The organism is Bacteroides sp. GM023, assembly GCF_014750685.1.
Classification (GTDB): domain Bacteria; phylum Bacteroidota; class Bacteroidia; order Bacteroidales; family Bacteroidaceae; genus Bacteroides.
Window position 1 is genome coordinate 14,902 of sequence record NZ_JAAXGE010000011.1, and the last position, 19,735, is coordinate 34,636.

At 47.8% G+C, this 19,735-nt stretch carries 18 protein-coding genes and 1 pseudogene; 8 read left to right on the plus strand and 11 right to left on the minus strand.

From position 1 onward, the window contains the following. Positions 1 to 16: 16 nt before the first annotated feature. A pseudogene (locus HC965_RS21170) lies at positions 17 to 3,019 on the minus strand (SusC/RagA family TonB-linked outer membrane protein); the annotation flags it as partial. Positions 3,020 to 3,352: 333 nt separating this feature from the next. Between HC965_RS21170 and HC965_RS21175 the strand changes: the two are divergent. Further along, on the plus strand, positions 3,353 to 3,574 hold the full coding sequence (locus HC965_RS21175; protein WP_191033331.1) for a carboxypeptidase-like regulatory domain-containing protein: 222 nt from the start codon (positions 3,353 to 3,355) through the stop codon (positions 3,572 to 3,574). A gap of 271 nt (positions 3,575 to 3,845) precedes the next feature. Here the strand turns inward: HC965_RS21175 and HC965_RS21180 are convergent, their stop codons facing one another. The 6 genes from HC965_RS21180 to HC965_RS21205 all read right to left on the minus strand — a co-directional run bounded on the left by HC965_RS21180 (position 3,846) and on the right by HC965_RS21205 (position 7,781). Then, positions 3,846 to 4,703 carry an Rpn family recombination-promoting nuclease/putative transposase gene (locus HC965_RS21180; RefSeq protein WP_191033332.1) on the minus strand — a complete coding sequence of 286 codons (858 nt, stop codon included), beginning with the start codon at positions 4,701 to 4,703 and terminating at the stop codon, positions 3,846 to 3,848. 141 nt (positions 4,704 to 4,844) lie between these two features. Then, entirely contained in the window at positions 4,845 to 5,780 is a 936-nt protein-coding gene (locus HC965_RS21185) for a DUF4373 domain-containing protein (protein WP_191033333.1), read from the minus strand. A gap of 18 nt (positions 5,781 to 5,798) precedes the next feature. Then, on the minus strand, positions 5,799 to 6,242 hold the full coding sequence (locus HC965_RS21190) for an N-acetylmuramoyl-L-alanine amidase (protein WP_191033334.1): 444 nt from the start codon (positions 6,240 to 6,242) through the stop codon (positions 5,799 to 5,801). Further along, a complete protein-coding gene (locus tag HC965_RS21195) occupies positions 6,239 to 7,048 on the minus strand; it encodes an HNH endonuclease (protein ID WP_191033335.1) in 810 nt (269 codons plus the stop codon). The genes HC965_RS21190 and HC965_RS21195 overlap by 4 nt, the downstream gene beginning before the upstream one ends. A gap of 179 nt (positions 7,049 to 7,227) precedes the next feature. Next, positions 7,228 to 7,446 (minus strand): hypothetical protein, encoded by a 219-nt coding sequence (locus HC965_RS21200; RefSeq protein ID WP_191033336.1) that lies wholly within the window; start codon positions 7,444 to 7,446, stop codon positions 7,228 to 7,230. After that, on the minus strand, positions 7,443 to 7,781 hold the full coding sequence (locus tag HC965_RS21205) for an SH3 beta-barrel fold-containing protein (protein WP_191033337.1): 339 nt from the start codon (positions 7,779 to 7,781) through the stop codon (positions 7,443 to 7,445). Before HC965_RS21205 ends, HC965_RS21200 begins: the two co-directional genes overlap by 4 nt. Before the next feature lie 163 nt (positions 7,782 to 7,944). Between HC965_RS21205 and HC965_RS21210 the strand changes: the two genes are divergently transcribed. Together HC965_RS21210 and HC965_RS21215 are read left to right on the plus strand one after the other, a co-directional pair. After that, entirely contained in the window at positions 7,945 to 8,442 is a 498-nt protein-coding gene (locus HC965_RS21210) for a hypothetical protein (RefSeq protein ID WP_223854972.1), read from the plus strand. A 494-nt stretch (positions 8,443 to 8,936) separates the two neighbouring features. Then, the gene (locus HC965_RS21215) at positions 8,937 to 10,733 is read left to right on the plus strand and encodes an ATP-binding protein (protein ID WP_191033338.1); all 1,797 of its coding nucleotides are present in this window, start codon (positions 8,937 to 8,939) and stop codon (positions 10,731 to 10,733) included. 94 nt (positions 10,734 to 10,827) lie between these two features. Here the strand turns inward: HC965_RS21215 and HC965_RS21220 are convergent, their stop codons facing one another. After that, complete coding sequence (locus HC965_RS21220) at positions 10,828 to 11,043, minus strand: DUF4248 domain-containing protein (protein ID WP_191033339.1); 216 nt, start codon at positions 11,041 to 11,043, stop codon at positions 10,828 to 10,830. A 239-nt stretch (positions 11,044 to 11,282) separates the two neighbouring features. Here HC965_RS21220 and HC965_RS21225 point away from each other — a divergent pair, with 239 nt between their 5' ends. Next, on the plus strand, positions 11,283 to 11,801 hold the full coding sequence (locus HC965_RS21225; protein ID WP_191033340.1) for an HU family DNA-binding protein: 519 nt from the start codon (positions 11,283 to 11,285) through the stop codon (positions 11,799 to 11,801). 412 nt (positions 11,802 to 12,213) lie between these two features. Here HC965_RS21225 and HC965_RS21230 read toward each other — a convergent pair whose 3' ends face one another. From HC965_RS21230 to HC965_RS21240, 3 genes are all read right to left on the minus strand, one after another. Further along, positions 12,214 to 14,463: an inorganic phosphate transporter gene (locus HC965_RS21230; protein WP_191033341.1), complete on the minus strand. Its 2,250-nt coding sequence runs from the start codon at positions 14,461 to 14,463 to the stop codon at positions 12,214 to 12,216. 497 nt (positions 14,464 to 14,960) lie between these two features. Continuing rightward, complete coding sequence (locus tag HC965_RS21235; RefSeq protein ID WP_191033342.1) at positions 14,961 to 15,305, minus strand: HigA family addiction module antitoxin; 345 nt, start codon at positions 15,303 to 15,305, stop codon at positions 14,961 to 14,963. Positions 15,306 to 15,318: 13 nt separating this feature from the next. Then, positions 15,319 to 17,370: an RNA degradosome polyphosphate kinase gene (locus HC965_RS21240; protein WP_191033343.1), complete on the minus strand. Its 2,052-nt coding sequence runs from the start codon at positions 17,368 to 17,370 to the stop codon at positions 15,319 to 15,321. 189 nt (positions 17,371 to 17,559) lie between these two features. Between HC965_RS21240 and HC965_RS21245 the strand changes: the two genes are divergently transcribed. The 4 genes from HC965_RS21245 (at position 17,560) to rfbA (ending at position 19,734) form a co-directional block, all read left to right on the plus strand. Continuing rightward, entirely contained in the window at positions 17,560 to 17,706 is a 147-nt protein-coding gene (locus HC965_RS21245) for a hypothetical protein (protein WP_191033344.1), read from the plus strand. Continuing rightward, positions 17,706 to 18,206 (plus strand): DUF6169 family protein, encoded by a 501-nt coding sequence (locus tag HC965_RS21250; RefSeq protein WP_191033345.1) that lies wholly within the window; start codon positions 17,706 to 17,708, stop codon positions 18,204 to 18,206. The genes HC965_RS21245 and HC965_RS21250 overlap by 1 nt, the downstream gene beginning before the upstream one ends. Positions 18,207 to 18,220: 14 nt before the next feature. Continuing rightward, entirely contained in the window at positions 18,221 to 18,715 is a 495-nt protein-coding gene (locus HC965_RS21255) for a metallophosphoesterase (RefSeq protein WP_191033346.1), read from the plus strand. 149 nt (positions 18,716 to 18,864) lie between these two features. Further along, complete coding sequence (rfbA, locus tag HC965_RS21260; RefSeq protein WP_191033347.1) at positions 18,865 to 19,734, plus strand: glucose-1-phosphate thymidylyltransferase RfbA; 870 nt, start codon at positions 18,865 to 18,867, stop codon at positions 19,732 to 19,734. Position 19,735: the final 1 nt, after the last annotated feature.

The window sequence follows — 19,735 nt, forward strand, 5'->3', positions numbered from 1 at the left end:
TCTTTCGTTTAGCTAATTAGAATTTCACATTTACACCAAAACCATAGCTGGCAGTTCCCGGCAGAGAGAAACGCTCGAACGCGCCACCCATATTGTCGTTACCTTGCGATGCTTCAGGGTCAAATCCTTTCAGTTCCGACCACACGATCAGATTGCGGGCAAATACGTTCGCGTCTACTTTCAGCCATTTGTTGCTGAATACCGGATAGCTCACCGAGAGTTCGCGCAACTTGATGAAAGACGAATCATAGATGTAAGATTCGTTGATAGAACGCAGACGGGTATAGTAAGACTGTGCGTCTGTCACGGCGATGTCGTTGGCGGCATACGTCGGTTTGCCTTTCGCGTCCGTGCCTGTCTCTTTCACAGAATTGGGAACTACGAAACTGTTCTTACGCTTGTCCGCTGTTTCCTTGGATACACCGTAGAAGTTCATTTCACCTGCCGTACCGCAGTACATCTGTCCGCCCTGTTTCCAGTCAAATACGGCAGCGATGCGGAACTTGTACAGTTCGATATTCGTGTTGAATCCCAGACGGAAATCAGGAGAAACCCTGCCGATAACGTCGTCTTTGCCTACCTGTGGCAGACCGTTCGCGTCTACTACGATTTGTCCGGCATCGTTGCGCTTGTAGGTGCTACCATATACAACCGGGAATTTTTCACCGATACCGGCACGCACCTGCGGAGTGACGAAACCACCGAGATAGATGCTTTCCACGCCCGGAGCCAATTCGTCTACGTAGTTGTCAATCTTCGAGAAGTTGAAGGCGAAATCCAGTTTGAAGTTGCGCTTGTTCACCGGAGATACTGACAGCGTGAGCTCGTGAGAGTCGGTGTGAATCTTACCACCGTTCATAATCATACTGTCATAACCCGTAGAACCTGACAAAGGCACTTCGAAGATTTGGTCTTTCACGTTCTGGCGAGAATAGGTATAGTTCAGTGAGAACAATCCGTTGAAGAACGTCAGGTCGGCACCGATTTCGTAAGATTTCGTGTTCTGCGGTTTCAAGTTGGGGTCATATACCTTATAGTAAGGAATATAAGCCATTGTTCCCCCAATCGGGTAAGCAATCGGCGTACCGTTGAAGAATCCGCCGCCGTAGCTCGGAGTGTAGTAATAGCTCTGCATATAATCGCCTGCCATACCTACTTCCGCGTAAGAAGCGCGAATCTTACCGAACGTAAGAATGTTGTTCTTCAGCGGCTCCAGTTCTGTGAATACAAAACCGAGTGAAACGGAAGGATAAGTGAACGAACGGTTGCCGCGCGGCATATTCGAAACGACGTCGTTACGGATTGTTCCGCTCAGATACACCATGTTTTTCCATGCGAGAGACAGGTTGGCGAAGTTACCTACCGTACGTTTTTTGATGTATGACTTATCGCTCAGGAACATAGAAGAGTTGTTCAGATGATTCCATCCGGGGAAGTTGAAATTCGCGCCGTAGGTATAGTTGTACTGAGTCTTTTTCTCTACAAGCTCGTTACCTATCAAGGCGTCGAACACCCAGTCCTGATTGATGTCCCAGCGGTAAGAAGCCGTCAGGAGCGAGTTCATTTCGTTTACGCTGTAGTGATATTCGATGTCCTCACCATAGTCTGCCATCGTACTGCCGTATCCGTAGATTTCGCTGTAGTTGGTCGTGTAGGCGTCGTCACCGATTTGGTATTTCACGTCCAACTTGTGGTTGTCCGTGCCGAATTTCGTAGTGAACTTCACGAACGCATTTCCGAAGAAACGTTGTGAACGTTCGGTGAAGGTATTGTTGTTGACTGCCCAGTAAGCATCGTCAATCCATGCCTGGCGGTATGTATTCTGCGTGTACGGGTCGCCTTCGATATGCGGCGTGATACCTTTCATGTTGTAGCTCACCGGAGCGTTGTAGATAGTAGCCGTCACACCTGAGTTGGCAGTAGACTGCTTCTTGATTTTGGAAGTCACGAAGTTACCGTTGAAACCGGTCGACCAGTTCGGGCTGAGTTGCACTTCGGCAGACAGTTTCGCGTTGTATCTGTCCATGCCCGTTGTCGGGATGATACCTTCCTGATGGCTGTTACCCAAAGAGAAAGAGTAGTTACCCTTATCCATGTTCTGCGACACGTTGATATTGTTGCTCCAGGTGATACCCGTATCGAAGAAGTCCTTCATGTTGTTGTAAGCCTTCGGAGTAGCCCATGGGTCAAGTCCGGCAGCGGCACGTTGGGGAACGTAGTACTGTCCCTGGCGTTTGCCACCCTGTTGCGTGAAAGCATTGTCGGTGTTGCCGCCGTAAGTGGGGTCGTTGGCGAGGTCCGAAATTTTCGGTCCCCAGCTATGGCCGGAGTACGGAGCGTAAACGCCGCCGCTACCTTGCGCGTATTCCTTTTGCAGTTCGGGCAGTGTAGACACTACGTCGAAAGACAAGTTGCTGCGGAAGTTGATAACCGGTTTGCCTTTGGCAACGCCTTTACCGCTTTTGGTGGTGATGAGAATCACACCGTTGGAAGCACGCATACCGTAAAGTGCAGACGCTGCCTGACCTTTCAGGATGTTGATGCTTTCGATGTCGTTGGGGTCGATGTCTACCGAACGGTTCGCGTAGTCGGTACCGTAAGCACCGCCGTTGGCGTAGTCCGTAGTGGTCACGTCGGCTGCCGAAGCGATGGGCATACCGTCGATAACGTAGAGCGGTGTATTGTCGCCCGTGAACGAGCGCGAACCGCGGATAGTGATTTTGGACGATGCACCCGGCATACCGGAAGACGGTGCGATGTCCACACCCGATACTTTACCTTGCAAAGCTCCGGCAAGGTCGGTGTTTGCCGCGCGAGTCAAGTCGTCGGACTTCACGTCCTGAACGGCGTAACCCAGCGCTTTCTTTTCACGTGAGATACCCATCGCCGTGACTACCACCTCATCCAAGGCCTTGGCATCACTTTTTAATACTACTTTGATAACTCCGGGCTTGATAGTCACGTCTTGTGAAACCATTCCTACATAGGAAACGCGCAAAGTCTTAGAAGAACTTGGTAATCGGGCTTTCCGCTTTTACTATCGTTAATAGTCCTTTAGTACATTTATAGGTGGAAAATGACGAAAAGTTACCCGAACGGGTGGATTTTTGATGTTTTTGTTTTCAAAACCCCTGTTTTTAACACTTTCTTTCTGCTAGTGATGATGTTTTAAAAGTTGCTAAATCAAAAACGTTTTGTTTTAAACTCTCGTTTTACGGTGTTCTCGTGCTTACAGTATGATAGTTTTTAGTTAAAAGTGTAACACTTTTTTCGCTTTTTCATAATTTGTGTTATCTTTGCAACCTGTTAGAGACAAAAAATCTGTTTATAGGTTAAATTTAAGAGAGAATTTATGAAAAGAAAATTGATGTTCTTAATGACCTTCCTTTTTATAGGCATAGGTCTGATGACAGCGCAGACATCCAGTGTTACCGGTTTGGTAACTTCTGAAGAAGATGGGCAGCCTGTCGTAGGTGCTTCAGTATTGGTGAATGGCACTACCCTCGGCACTATCACTGATATTGACGGTAAGTTTACAATCAACAATGTACCAAGTTCTTCTAAGACTTATTAGCCTTTTTTCTCTCTTTTCCTCTTTCTCTTTTCCTCTATCTTATTGCTAATCAGCTTTTCTTTTTCGGATTTCGCAATTTAACATATCACTCTGTTTTCAGTTACTGAAATTACCTTTACACGCTTTTGTGGAATTGGTGGTCTAGGCTGTTTTCCCGTTTTTGGTGGCGGATGCCGGGGGTCTACCCGATTGGTTGGGGATTGGCGGGAGATAATAAAGGCCAAATTGGGAGAATTTGGCCGTGGTTATAGGTGAGAGCGGGATCAGTGTTCTATAAGGATTCGATAGTTTCTATAGGTAGCTCAGTACATTCAGCAATAGAGTTGTTATCCATTCCTTTAGCTTTTAGGTTTTTGGCTATTTCTAGCTGGGCTCTTTCTTTTCCTTCCTTCAAACCTCTTTTTTCACCGATTTCTATCCCTTTTTGTTCAGCGGCATCCATTGTTACTAAATAATCGCGGTATACCTTGACGCTATTGTCGTATCGCTCTCTGTCTTCGGGAGACATAGAAGCCACATCAGCAATATCTTCCAGTTTCTCGAAGACAGCTTTTCGTGCCTTAAACGGCAGGCGTTTTAAAGTTTCCATATTATTCAATATATAAATCCAACGTTCAAAATTCGTTTCACATTCCTCTTCACTTTTGTCGAAGAGCGGGAGAGCAATGAAAATTTCCCGGAATTTGTCCGAAAAGAGATTTCCGTTTTCCCTGTCAGCCAATATAACGTCCGTGCGGAGTTTTATGTTCTTGTCAATCACGAAGTTCATCAAGAAAACTCCATAGACGGCTTTTATTTCAAATTTCCATTCATTGCCTACCTGTCCTTGATTGACGATGGCGCGGGATAAATAGTAAATCGAGCGTTCTTTAAAGTTGCTTTGCATGCGGTTTTGCATTTCAACGATAATCTTTTCTCCCGTGTCCGTGGTGCAATACACATCGTAGATGATACCTCGTCCCTCCGGATAGCATGGCAATTGCTCATTATTCAAAAACTGTAAGTCTGTTATCACTCGTTCACCTTCGAGAAGGTCGTTCAGAAATTCGATTAATAAATCCTTGGATACTTCTCTGCCGAATATTAGTTTGAATCCGTAGTCGGTGAACGGATTGATAAATTTGCTCATTGTTTTGGTTGTTGCTCTTTTATGTTGTAAGGAGATGGTTTCTCTTTACACTATGAAAGAGGCTTTTCTTCGTCTCACAAAGGTACAATAAAACATTGGCTTTCTTCTGTTTTCCGGCTTAATTTTTGGAGAAATGTTTCATTACAATCTCCCCCTCGTCCTTTTCATCAGCACCCCATTGTACGTGCTCTCAAACTCCGCAGGATGATTAAGCGCCCAAAGAATGTAATCTCCCGGCTCGTTCTTCTTGAGCAGCGTGGAGCGATATTCGGAACTGAGGATTTTCCACAGCGTACCGCCGGGCCCACCCAACTCTTTTCGCCGGGCAAGGCCGATGACAGCTTTCACCGTCTGTTCATTATGGACGCCGATGGCTTCCAGATTCATTCGTAGCAACGACTCTGAACTTCCGCCCAAAGACAAACCACCTACATCAACAGGCGCAGCCTGTGCGACACCGTTTCGCGCAGCAGGCGGTATCTCGCTCTCCATCTGCTTTTCCGCTTTTTCTTGTTTCTCCGTCTCTTTCTCCTTTTTCTTCTCTATCTCATATTCCTTTTCTTTTCCTTTCTCCGTTTCCGTTTTTATCTCCTTCTCTCTGTCCATTTCCTGTTTTGTTTGTGGGATTGTTGTAGCAATTTCGCCCGTATTTGCAGCAGATTCGCCGGAATCTTCCTCATTTTCCGCACTAATGAGCCAAAAAAGCTCTAGCGGCAATTTGTATTTTCTCCGGCTGTCCGTGATAATCTTGTGATATTGCTCCTGGATGGCTTGCGAGGTGAGCACGCCGTACTCCTTATATATATAGGTGTCGAACAATCCTACCGACAGGCAATCGTCAATGATGGCCTGCATCTCCTCTTCACCGCAACACGCTTCCTGGGCGATGTCGAACAACGTATCCTTGTTCCATACTACATAATATCCTTTCTCCTTATAAATAAGGCAAAGCAGCGAAGTGAGCGCGGCAATCCCCGCGGCATGATGACGGCTGGAGATGCGGCGCACCTTTCTGTCTTGTAGGAAATTGACATCGAGAGGGAAATAATCTAATCCGGGTTTGGAAATGCGGGCCATAGTAGAAATTATAAAAAATTAAAGATTGAACTCCTTGCGTACATCGAAACAGGGACAAGCCTTCATATACTCGTTGGGCGAGATGATGCCGTCTCCGTTGAGGTCGGGACTGGTGTCACGATGGCCTATCACCTGCTTGATGCTGGGAAAGACAAGCCGCAGCGCTTCCACCAACCGGACGAGTGCCGCACGTTGCGCTTCCGTCCGTGTGTCGGCGGGACGACTGTCCTTGTCCAGTCCGCCGACGTAGCAGATGCCAATGGCCCGCTGATTCCAGCCCATGCAGTGCGCCCCGTCGAGAGTGACGTCCCTGCCCGATTCGATAGTCCCGTCGAGACGGATGACGAAATGATAGCCGATAGACCAAAAACCGCGTTCACGATGCCACCGGTCGATGTCGGCGGCAGTGATGTCCTGTCCCGCACGGGTGGCAGAACAGTGGATGATGATGGCGTCTTTCATTGCTCCACCTTCCTTTCTTGTCTGCGTGATGAGGCGTGCGGGGTAAATCCGAAGGTGATGGCTTCCTCGGCGGACAGTTGGCGGTAATATTGCTTGGTCACCGGATGGCGCACGGGAGTGAGGGGTGATGATGTGTGCAGTTCGAAGTCCGGTACGTGTAGTTTAGAGTCCGGTACGTGTAGTTTAGAGTCCGGTGTGTGCAGCTCGAAGTCCGGTATATGCGGCTCAGAATCAGGTATGAGTAGTCCGTAGTCCGGTGTGGGAGTGTCTATGATAAACGCGTCACTCCGGTGTTGCTGAGTGCGCAGGGCGTGTTGCCGGACACGTTCAGGGTGGCGCAGTTGGAGTCTCAGCCAATTTTGAGACGAGATATTCAGATGTTCCTCTCTGCTCAAGGCCACTATGGACGGATAGGCCCGCAGAATCTTTCCCGCGTCATCCGTGATGGCACAGGGAACACTTTGTGAACCGACTCCGACGGGGCGTAATCCCGTGCGGACGGCATGCATCGCATTGGTATATGCGTCACACCATTCGAGGTTTGACACGTGGTTGTTCATCGTGTTTCCGTCGATATGATTAATCTGCGGCAGATGCTCCGGATTCGGGATAAATGCTTTCGCTACCAGGCGGTGTACACAATGTAAGACCACAATCCCCTTTTGCTGAAGCTGAATGGTTTCGTAGCCTTTTGCGAGGATTTTACTGCGAAGAATCACCTTCACTTTGCGTTTAAGACTCAATACCCGACCATGGTCTGAAATCATGTAGTCGGGATTTTCTTCAAAGAATCTCCAATTTTCCATACTTGATAATGAGATTTGTTAATGAATTTATACTTTGTTAAAAAAGACAGCTTATCTTCTGTGTCCGAAGAGAAGAACGGCGTAGCCTGCGAGCGTTAAACGGCGTTTCCCGGTAGAGAAGAACGGCGTTTTCGGGTTGTGTTAAACGGCGTGGGCTGCTCGTGGGCTTTCTTGTAGGGCTACTCGTGAATAACCTCGTCGGGTTCCTCGTAAATTTCCTCGTAAATTTCCTCGTCCGCTTCCTCATCCGCTTCCTCGTCCGTCCGGGGTTCGAGCCGTGCGGCGCAATGGGCGAGAAACTTCAACTCTTCCCGGCAACCTTGAATGGCCTCGTACAACGAATCTACGTTGTACTGCCTGCATAGTGCTTCCCACTCTGCCCGTTCTTCGCGGCTCATTCGATGCATAGGAAGTTTTCGGCGTGAAACGTGCGCCATCCTTTGGCTTCGGTGTCGTAGTAGACGACGAACGTGTTTTCCGGACGTGGCGTGTAAGGGCGGTGAAAACTATGTTCGTAGTCGGTGAGTGTACCGCTGGCGTGGCGCACGGTTCCGTCCTGCTTGGTGTAGCAGAAGCGGACGGTGTCGTGATGCATCTGCCGGATGAGTGCTCCTATCCGGTGGGCGGTGACAAGGGCATCGTGGCGACTCATGCCGTTGTTTTGCCGGATGACGGCGGCTTGCTTCATAAGCCGCACCCGTTGAGGGGAATGTTTCTTTTCAATTTCGGTCATTTTATTCGGTCTATTATTTTTGATTACGGCGGCAAAGGTAGAAAACGGGGGATGTAAAAGGTGTTCAACCGTGACGCATAAAAAGAAAAAAATACGAATGTGTCAAGCATGAACATATATGTTAAAAGAAATAGTTGACTTTTGTAGAAAATTTAAAAATTGTATGAATATGAACGATGGTATCAAGATTGTAGAGTTAAATGAAGAAAAGTCAAACAACAAGAACAAACCGAATAAGACAGTCGGTGTGCGGCATAGTGACGATGATGTCAAGAAAGCCGTCGTAGAGCCCATGCTTAAGATGGAACAACTGAATGGCATCCCGGAGAAATTCGTGCAGGAACATTCGGAATGTTCACGTTCTTCGGTAGGACGAATTTGCGGTTGCGCTTTCGATGGCATCGACACGACGCCCAACTGGACGACTATTTTTATTTATTCCAACTGTATTATTGAAGAATCGACGAATATTATTGACTTCCCAAAAGTCGTATATGCAATGGTGGGGAATATCGTGAAAGATTGTGCTGAAGTGGAGTGTACGGCTGATGATAAGCATTGTGTACATGTGAAAATTCAATTCGGAGAGGATAAGATTCTGACTGAAGAGGAATTGGAAAAGGCGAACAATGAAGCGGAACGGAAAAAAGAGCAGGACTGAAACGAGTAAGTCCTAGGAGAACTTGGTGAAAGGTTTATGATAGACTTTTCATTCGTACCGGTTCTTGCTCCGGTTCCTTTTCGTCTATGAATCCGCTTGGGTTTTATAGTCGAAAGGTGGTGATACAGAGCTTTTACCGTAAAACTTTTGCAAAAGTAATCATATAATTGTAAAGTCAAAACTAAAACATCCGAAAAACAGAAAATAGTTTTTTTTAATGAGAATATAACTTCTGTTGATTTTTTAAAAGGCAGTTGAGAACTTATTGAACCATATTTGAAGTTTTTTGTGTGTATTAGTTTCTACCATGATTGTACTTTTAAAATTTGTACGTCTAGCAAAGAACGATGAACAGGCAGATTAGGAATCTTTTCCTACCTGCCTGTTTTCTGTCTAAAATTTTATTTAAATGGGTGAAATATTATCACTTATTAAGTAATGTATTGTGAATAAGTGCGTTGGGTGTTTCACCAAGTTCTCCTAGAACTTACTGAATGGGACGAAATAATCAATTAAAAGATAAGCGCGTGAAAGTACAAATAATAAAACAGGCATCGGTATTGGCAGCCTTTACGTTAGGCGGGGCACAAGTTTGCTGCGGGGCGAATCAGTTGCGGCAAATCCCGGAAGGTGAGCATACCTATTATATCATTCTTCTTTTTTTGCTGTTGCTCATGACTACCCTTTATGTAGTGTGGTTGAGGAGAACACTGGCGGAGCGGAGTAAACGGCTGGAAGTAATGAGGAACTACAGTAGTATGGCCGAAAATATGCCGATACTGTATGCCCGTGAAAGGCTGGTTTGCGATGACACCGGACGGATTGTGGATTTCGTATACGAGGAAGTGAATCCGATTTTTGAGGCATATATCCTGCCGAAAGAAAAAATCGTAGGAAAGAAATACAGTGAACTGAATATCTCTGTTGGTTCCGGATTGCTCGACTTGTACAATTCGATGGACGCGGCGAAGGGACTGACTTTCCAGCATTATCTCGAGAAGAAGAAGGTATATCTCACCGTGATGGTGAAATGCTCCGGGACGAAGGGCTGCATTGATGTCTTTTGTGTGGATAATACCCAGTTGTCGTCTACACAGAATATGCTGCGCTCCACTAATCATAAACTGGCCGCCGCGCTGGACGTAGCCAATATTACTCCATGGAAATGGGAACTCGACACGGGCGTGTTTGTTTGTGACATCGACCGCTACCTTTATATAATGAAAGAGGAAGCCACTGCCTGCGAGGGGCAGATAACAATTCCCGTAGCTTCTTATTTTTCGAAGATTCACCCGGACGATAAGTATCGTGTGGAGAGAACTATCAAAAAACTACTCGGCGGTGAAATTCAGAAAGTGAAAGAAGAATTCAGGGTATTTCCGCGGCCGGAACATCCCGACTGTTACGAGTGGGTGGAAGTGCGTGCCATCGTGGACGAACGGGATGAGAAAGGAAAACCTGTCACTTTGGTAGGTTCTTCGCTGGTGATTACCAAGCGGAAAACGATAGAAGAAACGCTTATTCAGGCAAAAGTGAAAGCCGAAGAAGCCAGTAAGCTGAAATCGGCCTTTCTTGCCAACATTAGTCATGAAATCCGTACTCCTCTGAATGCTATCGTTGGTTTCTCGGGACTACTGATAGCGGAACCCGATATTGATGAGGCTGATAAACAGGAATATATGCATATCATCGAAAATAATAATAACTTGCTGCTTCAACTTGTCAGTGACGTGCTCGACCTTTCCAAGATAGAAGCGGGAACATTGGAACTTGCCTATTATCCCACGAATATCCACGACCTGTGTTTTGAACTGGAAAACACTGCCAAGGCACGGAACAAGAACAACGATGTCCGTATCTTCTACAATCAAAGAATGCCTGAATGTAGCATAGTGACCGATGAGACTCGTCTGCGACAGGTCATTATCAACTTGGTGAATAATGCCATGAAATTCACCCAGGCGGGGAGTATCGAATTCGGTTTTTATCTGCAAGAAGATGATTTCTTATATTTTTATGTGACGGATACCGGATGCGGGATTCCTGCGGAGCATATCGGCGATGTCTTTGGACGTTTTGTCAAACTTAACAGCTTCGCGCAGGGCACGGGACTGGGACTGGCTATTTGTCAAACGATTATCCATAAACTGGGCGGAGAGATTGGTGTTGACTCCCAACAGGGGGTAGGGAGCACTTTTTGGTTTACACTGCCTTTTGTGAGTGCGGACGGGGAGGCAGGTTCGTTGTCCGACCGGCTTTCTGAATTTTCTCAGCCTTCAGGGAGCGCCTAGTTTTCACACCTCTCTTAGTTTCCAAAGTTCTCTTAGTTTCCAGAGTTCTCGCAGTTTTCAAAGTTCTCTCAGTTTTCAGGGGAGCGCCTAGTCTTCAAGGTTCCCCCAAGAACTTGAAAAATAATCCGACTTGTGCGGGAGTGAGCAGTATTGCTTTCTCGCTGTATCCCGTTCGGGCAAGTGCTTCTTGCAACTCCGGGTTCTTGGCAATCCAACTGCGGAGCGTGCGGCGTGCGGATGCGGACTGGATATTGGGCAGGTAAAGGGCGGCTAGCTGGCTTTTACTGTATGTCTGTATGCGACTCATCATTGATAATTTTTTAATGTACCTTATTTATATGTAAAGATACGGCTTTTTCTGCCGGTTCGTTCTGCTTTGTACAGAAGTGTCTGTGGCGGGACTATCCGTGCGGAATAGTGTGTACTTGTCGCCTCCCGTTGTGAGTTGTTACATCGTGTGTACTGCCTTTTTTCTTCCCGGTTACCTTTGCCCTCGTAATCGGTTACACGGAAATTATTACTCATTTAAAAAAAGAAAGGAAAAACAGTATGCCATTAATTTACAAACCCTATCAGGCGACATTAGCCAACAAGGAAGGACAGAAACTTTATTATCCCCGCCTGGTAAAATTCGGAAAAATGGTGGGCACGCAGAAGATGGCGGAAATGATTGCCGAAAAGGCTTCATTGACGGCGGGCGACGTGCACAACGTGATTCGTAACCTCATGTCCGTAATGCGTGAACAGTTGCTCAACAGCCGCACCGTCCGTCTCGAAGGATTGGGCACGTTTACCATGATAGCCAAAGCTGTCGGGAAAGGGGTGGAGCAAGAGAGTAAAGTCAGCAGTTCGCAGATTACTGCGCTGCGCTGCCAGTTTACACCCGAATATACCCGTGCCGCCAACGGAAGTGCCACCCGTGCGCTGACTACCGGAGTGGAATTTGTGCACATCAAGGATGTAGCGGGCATGTTCATCTCCGACACGGGCAAAGACCCTGACGACGGCAAAGATCCTGATGATGGGAAAGACCCGGACGGCGGAGAAACTCCGGACCCGGCTGCATAAGGAATGGTCGGCTGCATAAAGAGCACCCGATAGAATAAGGCGTCGATAGCTTTTGATGGTGCCTTGACCGGCAATAACCTCTTGACCGGCGCTGATTGTTAGTATGAACCTTTTAAAAAAAGAGAAAAGAAATCATGAAATTATTACTGGAGAAATTGCTGGATATTCTTGAAGCCATTTTGCGTTTCCGCCGTCGGAGAAACGGTAGGGTGGAGAAGGATTAGCGCACGTTGAGGAATAATAGTAGGTAGTTAAAATCGAAAAAACGTGTGGTTGCACGTAGCCTGAGGGGAGATAAAAGTCCGCATGGCGTAAAAAGAGGAAAAGTAAAAGGGCGTGGAAACATTTGTTTCTCCGCCCTTTCTGTTGGGTGTTCCCCATGCTAATTTGATTCCCCAATCAAATTTTGTTCTTATGGCATTTCGCTTTCCATTTGGAATTTGCGGCTTACTTTCATCAGGTTGATGGTGTAAGTCACTACGTTCTGCGCTTCCTGAACCATTGTCAGGTAGACCATGCTCACGCGGATGCTTCCCGGTTGGCTTTGGATGCGTTGGAGTTCCTTGCGTTTCAGCAGGGAAAGTTGGCCGTTGAGGTCGTTGGCACGGCGGACTTCTTCTTCCAGGTTGCTGTACTCGTTGTTTTCAAGTTTCTTGCGGCATTGCTGAATCAGGTAGGTGATGTCTTCGGCGGCGTCGCTGAATTCGCCTTTCTGAATAGCGTCCAAGGGGTTGAAGTTGTTGTCGATATGCTCCAGACACGGTTCGCAGAGGCGGGAGATGCTGTACACCAGTTCGCTGGCGAAGTCGTTGCCCTGGTAGTAATAGAGTCCTTTTTCGAGCACGGTGTTGTTGTCGAGACGGCACATGGCTACGGTTCCCGTGCGTTTCATTTGCTTGATGAGTTGTTTCTCGAATTTCGTGGAACCCATGGCACGGCGCAGGCCGCGAAGGTTCTCGTGCAGGAAGGAAGTGACGGTGAGTTCGAAGTTCGTTTCTGCGTATTCCAGTACTTTGGAGAGCTCTTCACGGGTGTGCTGGCGCATCAGTTGAAGGGCTTCTTCGGTGTTGGAGGTCTGCATGAGTTGTTTCAGGGTTTCGTTGCCTTGTGCTTTCGCTTTGCGTTTCTTGTACATCACTTGGCTGCGTATCAGGATGAATACGGCGAGGGCGATAAGGGCGATAATGGAGATGTTGCCACCGAAGTGGAGCACGAGGGCGACAAAGAAACAGATGGTGAAGGCTGCTCCGGCGGTGATGAACCAGCCACCGATGACACTCAATACGCCGGTGATGCGGTAGACGGCGGAGTCGCGTCCCCAGGCACGGTCGGCAAGCGACGTACCCATGGCTACCATGAAGGTGACGTAGGTGGTGGAGAGAGGGAGTTTCAGCGAAGTTCCCACGGCGATGAGCAGACCTGCCAGTACGAGGTTGACCGATGCGCGGACAAGGTCGAAGGCGGCTCCGTCGGCGATGATGGCTTCGTCTTTGCGGAAGCGGGAGTTGAACCAGTCTTTTGTGCCTGACGGCATGATGCGGGAAATGCTGTTGGCCAGTGTCATGCTGATTCGCACTACGGTACGGGCTATCGGGGTGCTTCCGAAGGTTTCTTCGCCTTCGTCCTGGCGGGAGAGGTCGACGGAGGTCTTGATGACGGCGTGGGCTTTCTTGGAGGTGCAGAGGGCGTAGACCATGATGGCACCGGCGCCGATGAGGAAGTACCACGGGGTTTTGGCAGGACCTAGCAGGGAGGTCATCAGGAAGCCGTTGGCGTTGCCTGCCCCGTTGGCGGTGTAGTCCATGAAGGAGGAGAAGCCTGCGAGGGGCACGCCGATGAAGTTGACGAGGTCATTGCCGGCGAAGGCGAGGGCGAGGGCGAACGTGCCCATGAGGACGACGACTTTGAAGACGTTGATTTTGAGCCAGTGGAGCACTTGCATCAGTATGGTGAAGAATACGAAGAACGTGGCGATGAGAAGCCAGGTGTTTTCTTGTATCCAGAGTTTGTTGTCGGGGGTCATGAAGGAGCTGTCTTTCAGTCCTTTGATGAGCATGAAGTAGATGATGGAGGTGGCAGCGATTCCGCCGAAGAGGGCGATGCTGTATTTCATCTTTTTCTTATAGTTGAAGGTGAAGATGACGCGGGCTATCCACTGGACGAGCATTCCGAAGAAGAAGGCGATGGCGACGGACACGAAGATGGCCATGATGACGGAGAGGGCTTTGTCGGTATTGATGAGGTCGCCCAGGCCGAGGGTGTCGTTGTTGTGTACTTTGATGAGGGAGAGGGCGAACGTTCCGCCAAGGAGCTCGAAGACGAGGGACACGGTGGTGGAGGTGGGCATGCCCATGGAGTTGAATACGTCGAGCAGCACTACGTCGGTCAGCATGACGGCGAGCAGGATGCACATGATTTCTGCAAAGTAGAAGTGCTCGGGTTGGTAGATGCCGTGACGGGCAATGTCCATCATTCCGTTGGACAGGGAGGCGCCGATGAAAATGCCGATGCCGGCTATGAACAGGATGGTTTTGAACGAGGCGGCTTTGGCGCCCACCGCGGAGTTCAGAAAGTTGACTGCGTCATTGCTCACGCCGACGATGAGGTCGAACACGGCAAGGACGAAGAGGAAGATGATAATACATAAATAAATTGTCTCCATAAGATAATATAGGTGTGTGTATGTTACTTTTTCGGATGCAAAGGACGGGATTTCAGGTTGCAGGGAGGTGTCATATGTGTTACATTTGTGTTACGATGTTGGAGGGAGTGTTCTTTCTTTTCTCTTGAAAGAAAAGAAAGAACCAAAGAAAAGTTCAAGGCTGACTTTTTTCTCCTACTCGCTTCCTTCACTACGCTAAAGGGCAGAAACTCGCTTCGCTCAAACAGTCTGCCCTTCTTAACGCTTCGTTACGGGCACTCGCTTGACGGAGAAAAAAGTAGGCCGGGAGACCTTGCGGCGTGGGTGGGGCTTTGCGGGGGAGATTTTGGGTATAGGGGGTGAGGGTGTTTGGACGTTTTGGGAGGTGTTGTATAGGGGGGACGGGAGTAAGGTGGATGTGTAGGTGTAGGGGTACGGTATGTTAGCTGCGTAATGGGGCAGCTAACGGGTGAAAGATATTGTAGTATGTATTATATGTATTAATATTGTATTATTTGTTATAGCATTGCTGCAATTTTACGCACCTTATTTAGTTTCTCCATAAATTTGTTATCTCTTTTTGCCATTTGCAGGTTATAGCGCGTTTGTATTTTAAGCAATGGTTCGGCATCCAAATCTAATACGGCTTCTATGAGCATGGCATACTCTGTATTTAATGGACGTTTTGCGTTCAATATTTCATTTAATACTGTATAAGATACGCCCATTTCTTTAGCGAGTTTCTTTTGGGAGATACCTCTGAACTCAATTTCATCTTTCAGTATTTCTCCTGGATGCGTTGGCTCAAAAGGGATTGAGTTATTAGCTATCATTTTAGGGTCTATGCCATCTATTTTAATCATGATTTTCTATTCTTTATTTTTTATTCAACCAGTCATAAAAGGTGTATTGTGCCCGGACGGCGGGGGTGCCGGGTGTTCTCTTTTTGAATACATTTTGCAGTTGGTCGTCCACCCAGCAGGCTTTTTGGTTGTCGGCGAGTTGGATGTTGAGCATTTCAATCAGGCTGTCGCGCAGGTCGGGGGCGAGGACGGGCGTGATGGCTTCGATGCGGCGGTAGAGGTTGCGACGCATCCAGTCGGGAGAACCCATGAAGACTTTGGGGCTGCCGTCGTTGCCGAAGTACCAGATGCGGGCGTGCTCAAGGAAGCTGTCTACAATACGGGTGACACGGATGTTACGACTGTATGACTGACCGGGGATGAGGCAGCAGATACCACGGACGATGAGGTCGATTTGTACGCCGTGTTCGGAGGCTTCGTAGAGGCGGTCTATCATGGTGGGGTCTTGAAGGGCGTTCATTTTGAGGATGATACGGCCTTGCTTGCCTTCGTCGGCAAGGGAGATTTCACGGTCGATGAGGCGGTTCAACTCGGGGATGAGGTTGAAACGGGCGACGAGGAGGGTGCTGAACTTCAGGTCTTCTTTGCCTTGGAGGGTGCGGAAGAGGTTGTAGAGGTCGTTCACTATCTCCTTGCGACAGGTGAAAAGTCCGCAGTCGGCGTAGAGCGTGGCGGTCTTTTCGTTGAAGTTGCCGGTGCTGATGTAAGCGTAGTTGGGTAGCTTTTCGCCGTTCAGGCCGCGGCGGCGGATGAGGGCTACCTTGGCATGGACTTTCAGGCCGGGGATGCTGTATATTATTTTGATGCCGGCGGCTTGCATCATTTCGGCGGTGGCGAGGTTGTTCTCTTCGTCGAAACGGGCTTTCAGTTCTACGAATACGGTGACTTTCTTGCCGTTTTGGGCGGCGGCTATCAGGGTGTTGATGACGGCGGAGTTTTCGGCTACGCGGTATTGTGTCACCATGATTTCACGGGTTTCCGGGTTGTGCACGGCTTCGTAGAGGAAGTGGATGAAGTGCTCGAAGGAGTGGTAAGGGTAATATAAAAGCAAATCCTTCTGGGCGACGTAGTTGAAGATGGATTCTTTTTCGTCAAGGATGGTGAGCTTCATCGGCTTCGGTTTCTCAATGCCGCGCAGGGCTTTGTTCGGGTTGGGCAGATGGCGCAGGTCTTCCAGGTTCAGGTGCTTGTCGCCGGGGACGAGCTCGTCACGGTGGATGCGGAAGGCGTCTACGAGGAAGTCCAGGAAGTCTTGCGGCATGGCGCGGTCATAGACAAAACGGCAGACGTCACCTATCTTGCGTTTCTTTACTTTTTTCTTCAGTTGGGCTACGAGGTCGGCGCTGCTGGCGGTGTCGTCAATCAGTATGTCGGCGTCGCGGGAGATTTTGATACAGTAGCTCGAGTCGATGTCGTAGCCGGGGAAAATGAGGTTGAGATTCGCTTTGATGATGTCTTCGGTGAACATCAGGTAGTGGTTCTTCTCGTGAGACGGGAGTTCGATGAAGCGGGGGACTTTGGCGTACGGTTGCTTCATGACGAAGTAGTAGGGGGTGCGCTGGGCATTTTTCAGATAAACACGGATGGCAAGATAAAGCCGGTTGTCTCGCAGGAAGGAGACGATTTTATCTTTGGATACGGGTACCGGTTGCAGGTAGGGGAAGATTTCTTCTTTGAAGAAGTCTTTGATAAACTGCTGGTGGAACGGTTCTACGTGTCTGTCCTGGTAAAATATGATATGGTTTTTGCGCAGGGCAGGCAGTATCTTTTGTTCGTAGATAAGCACACGGTCGTCCAGTTGCCGGTTGACTTCCCGGTTGATTTCTTCTACGAGTTCGCGGGCGGATTGTACGGTTTCTTCGTCGCTTTCCGTTGCTCCCGAAGCGACCGCTTTATGGTCGGCCACACGGATTTTGTAAAATTCTTCGAGGTTGGAAGAGTAGATGGAAATGAAATTAATGCGCTCGTAGAGCGGGAGATGCTCGTCCCGAGCCTCCATCAATACGCGGTAGTTGAATGATAGCCAACTGATATCTCGCTTAAAATAATTATATTTGCTTTCCATGTGCTTTAAGATTTTTCCAAATATAGTATCTTTGTGGGATTAAACAAAGAAATAAAGATGAAAAACAAGATTCATTTTCTTTTGTTTAGTAAGATGTAGGAGGACGAGTGAATAAATTGGTGAAAAACATTGCTTGTTGCGGATAAATTCGTACTTTTGCATCATAAATAAGCCGTTGGAAAGATGACAATGAAGAAATTTAAATCGAAAGAAGAAGCGGTGAAAGCCATAAAAGAGGCTGCTATACGCAAACGTATTTGGACTGAACAGGTTCAGAGCGGGCGTTCTGTGTCCGAATTGAAGGACAAAGATTTCAAGTTGGTTAAGTTCTGCTGATGTACTGCCTTCCTATTGAACAAATTAACCGAATCTCACCTTACAAAGTCGAAATTGCAAGTGATGGAAATTCACTGATTTTTCATACCCGATATGGATTAACGTATGAGGCGGGTTTCGTGGAGGATTACACCTTTTTTGATGAAAATACCTACCAGTTTTTTATTGTAGAGAAGAATGGCAATCATGTTCTCAAAGATTCGTTGGTTCGCAAAACAGTATGGGCTATCGTAGAGGTGTTTTTTCAGGAAAATAGTAATGTACTACTCTATGTCTGCGATACTTCGGATGGTCGGCAGGCTATTCGTGACCGTCTTTTTGATATTTGGTTTCATGAATATGAGAAACGGGGGGAATATATGCATTTTACGGCAAAAGTAGAGTCGGATTCGATTTGTTATTTCGCTTCTGTTATTTTAAAAATCACTCATCCTCAGATAGATGAGATAAGGGACGCTTTTGAACTTTTTACGGAGGAAATGAAAGATAAACTTTCTTAAATGATGACAAGAAGATGACAAGAATTGGATTATTATCAGATACTCACGCTTACTGGGACAAGAAATACCTGGAATACTTCGAGCCGTGTGACGAGATTTGGCATGCCGGAGACATTGGTTCAGTGGAAGTTGCGGAGAAGCTGGCAGCGTTCCGGCCGTTCCGCGCGGTCTATGGAAATATAGACGGGCAGGAAATCAGGAAGCTGTTTCCGCAGGTGAACCGCTTCACGGTGGATGGCGCGGAGGTGCTGATAAAGCATATCGGCGGTTATCCGGGGAAGTATGATCCTTCGATAATCGGCAGTCTGATGGCGCGTCCGCCAAAACTTTTTATCAGCGGACATTCGCATATATTAAAGGTAAAGTATGACAAAACGCTCGATATGCTGCATATCAATCCGGGGGCGGCAGGGATGTCCGGCTTTCATAAGGTGCGGACGTTGGTGCGGTTTGTAATTGACCAAGGGGCGTTCAGTGACCTGGAAGTTATCGAGCTGGCGGATAAATAATGTGTTAATTCGCCAATGTGATGCTGTCCAATTAAACGACAGGACAGCAAATAGACAGGTTGACAGATTGAAATATTGCCACATTATTTTTGTCATTTCAGATTTCTTTCCGACCTTTGCACACAGTTAATGATTTAACTTAGACGAACATGAAAGGAATTATTCTCGCCGGGGGAAGTGCTACCCGTCTTTACCCGCTTTCTAAAGCGATTTCCAAACAGATTATGCCTGTGTATGACAAACCGATGATTTATTATCCATTGTCTACGTTGATGCTGGCGGGAATACGTGAGGTGCTGATAATCTCGACTCCACGTGACTTGCCGATGTTCCGCGACTTGCTGGGAACGGGTGAGGAGTTGGGAATGTCCTTCTCTTATAAGATTCAGGAACAACCCAACGGACTGGCACAGGCTTTCGTCCTGGGTGCCGACTTTCTGAACGGCGAACCGGGATGCTTGATTCTTGGTGATAATATGTTCTATGGACAGGGATTTTCCGCTATGCTTCGCCGGGCTGCCAGTACGGAGAAAGGAGCTTGCATCTTCGGTTATTACGTGAAAGACCCGCGCGCTTATGGTGTCGTGGAGTTTGACGAACAGGGAAATGTGATTTCTTTGGAAGAAAAGCCCGAAGTGCCGAAAAGCAATTATGCCGTGCCCGGACTCTACTTTTATGATGCCAGCGTGACGGAAAAAGCGGCGGCTCTTCGCCCTTCGGCACGTGGAGAATATGAAATAACGGATTTGAACCGCCTTTATTTGGAAGAAGGTACGTTGAAAGTGGAGCTGTTCGGACGCGGATTCGCTTGGCTGGATACGGGAAATTGCGACAGTCTGCTGGAAGCTTCCAACTTTGTCGCTACCATTCAGAATCGTCAAGGGTTCTACGTGAGTTGTATCGAAGAAATAGCCTGGCGTCAGGGATGGATTCCGACGGAACAGTTGCTTCTGTTGGGACAACGACTCGAAAAGACCGAGTATGGCAAGTACCTCATCGAACTGGCGAAACAACCCTAAA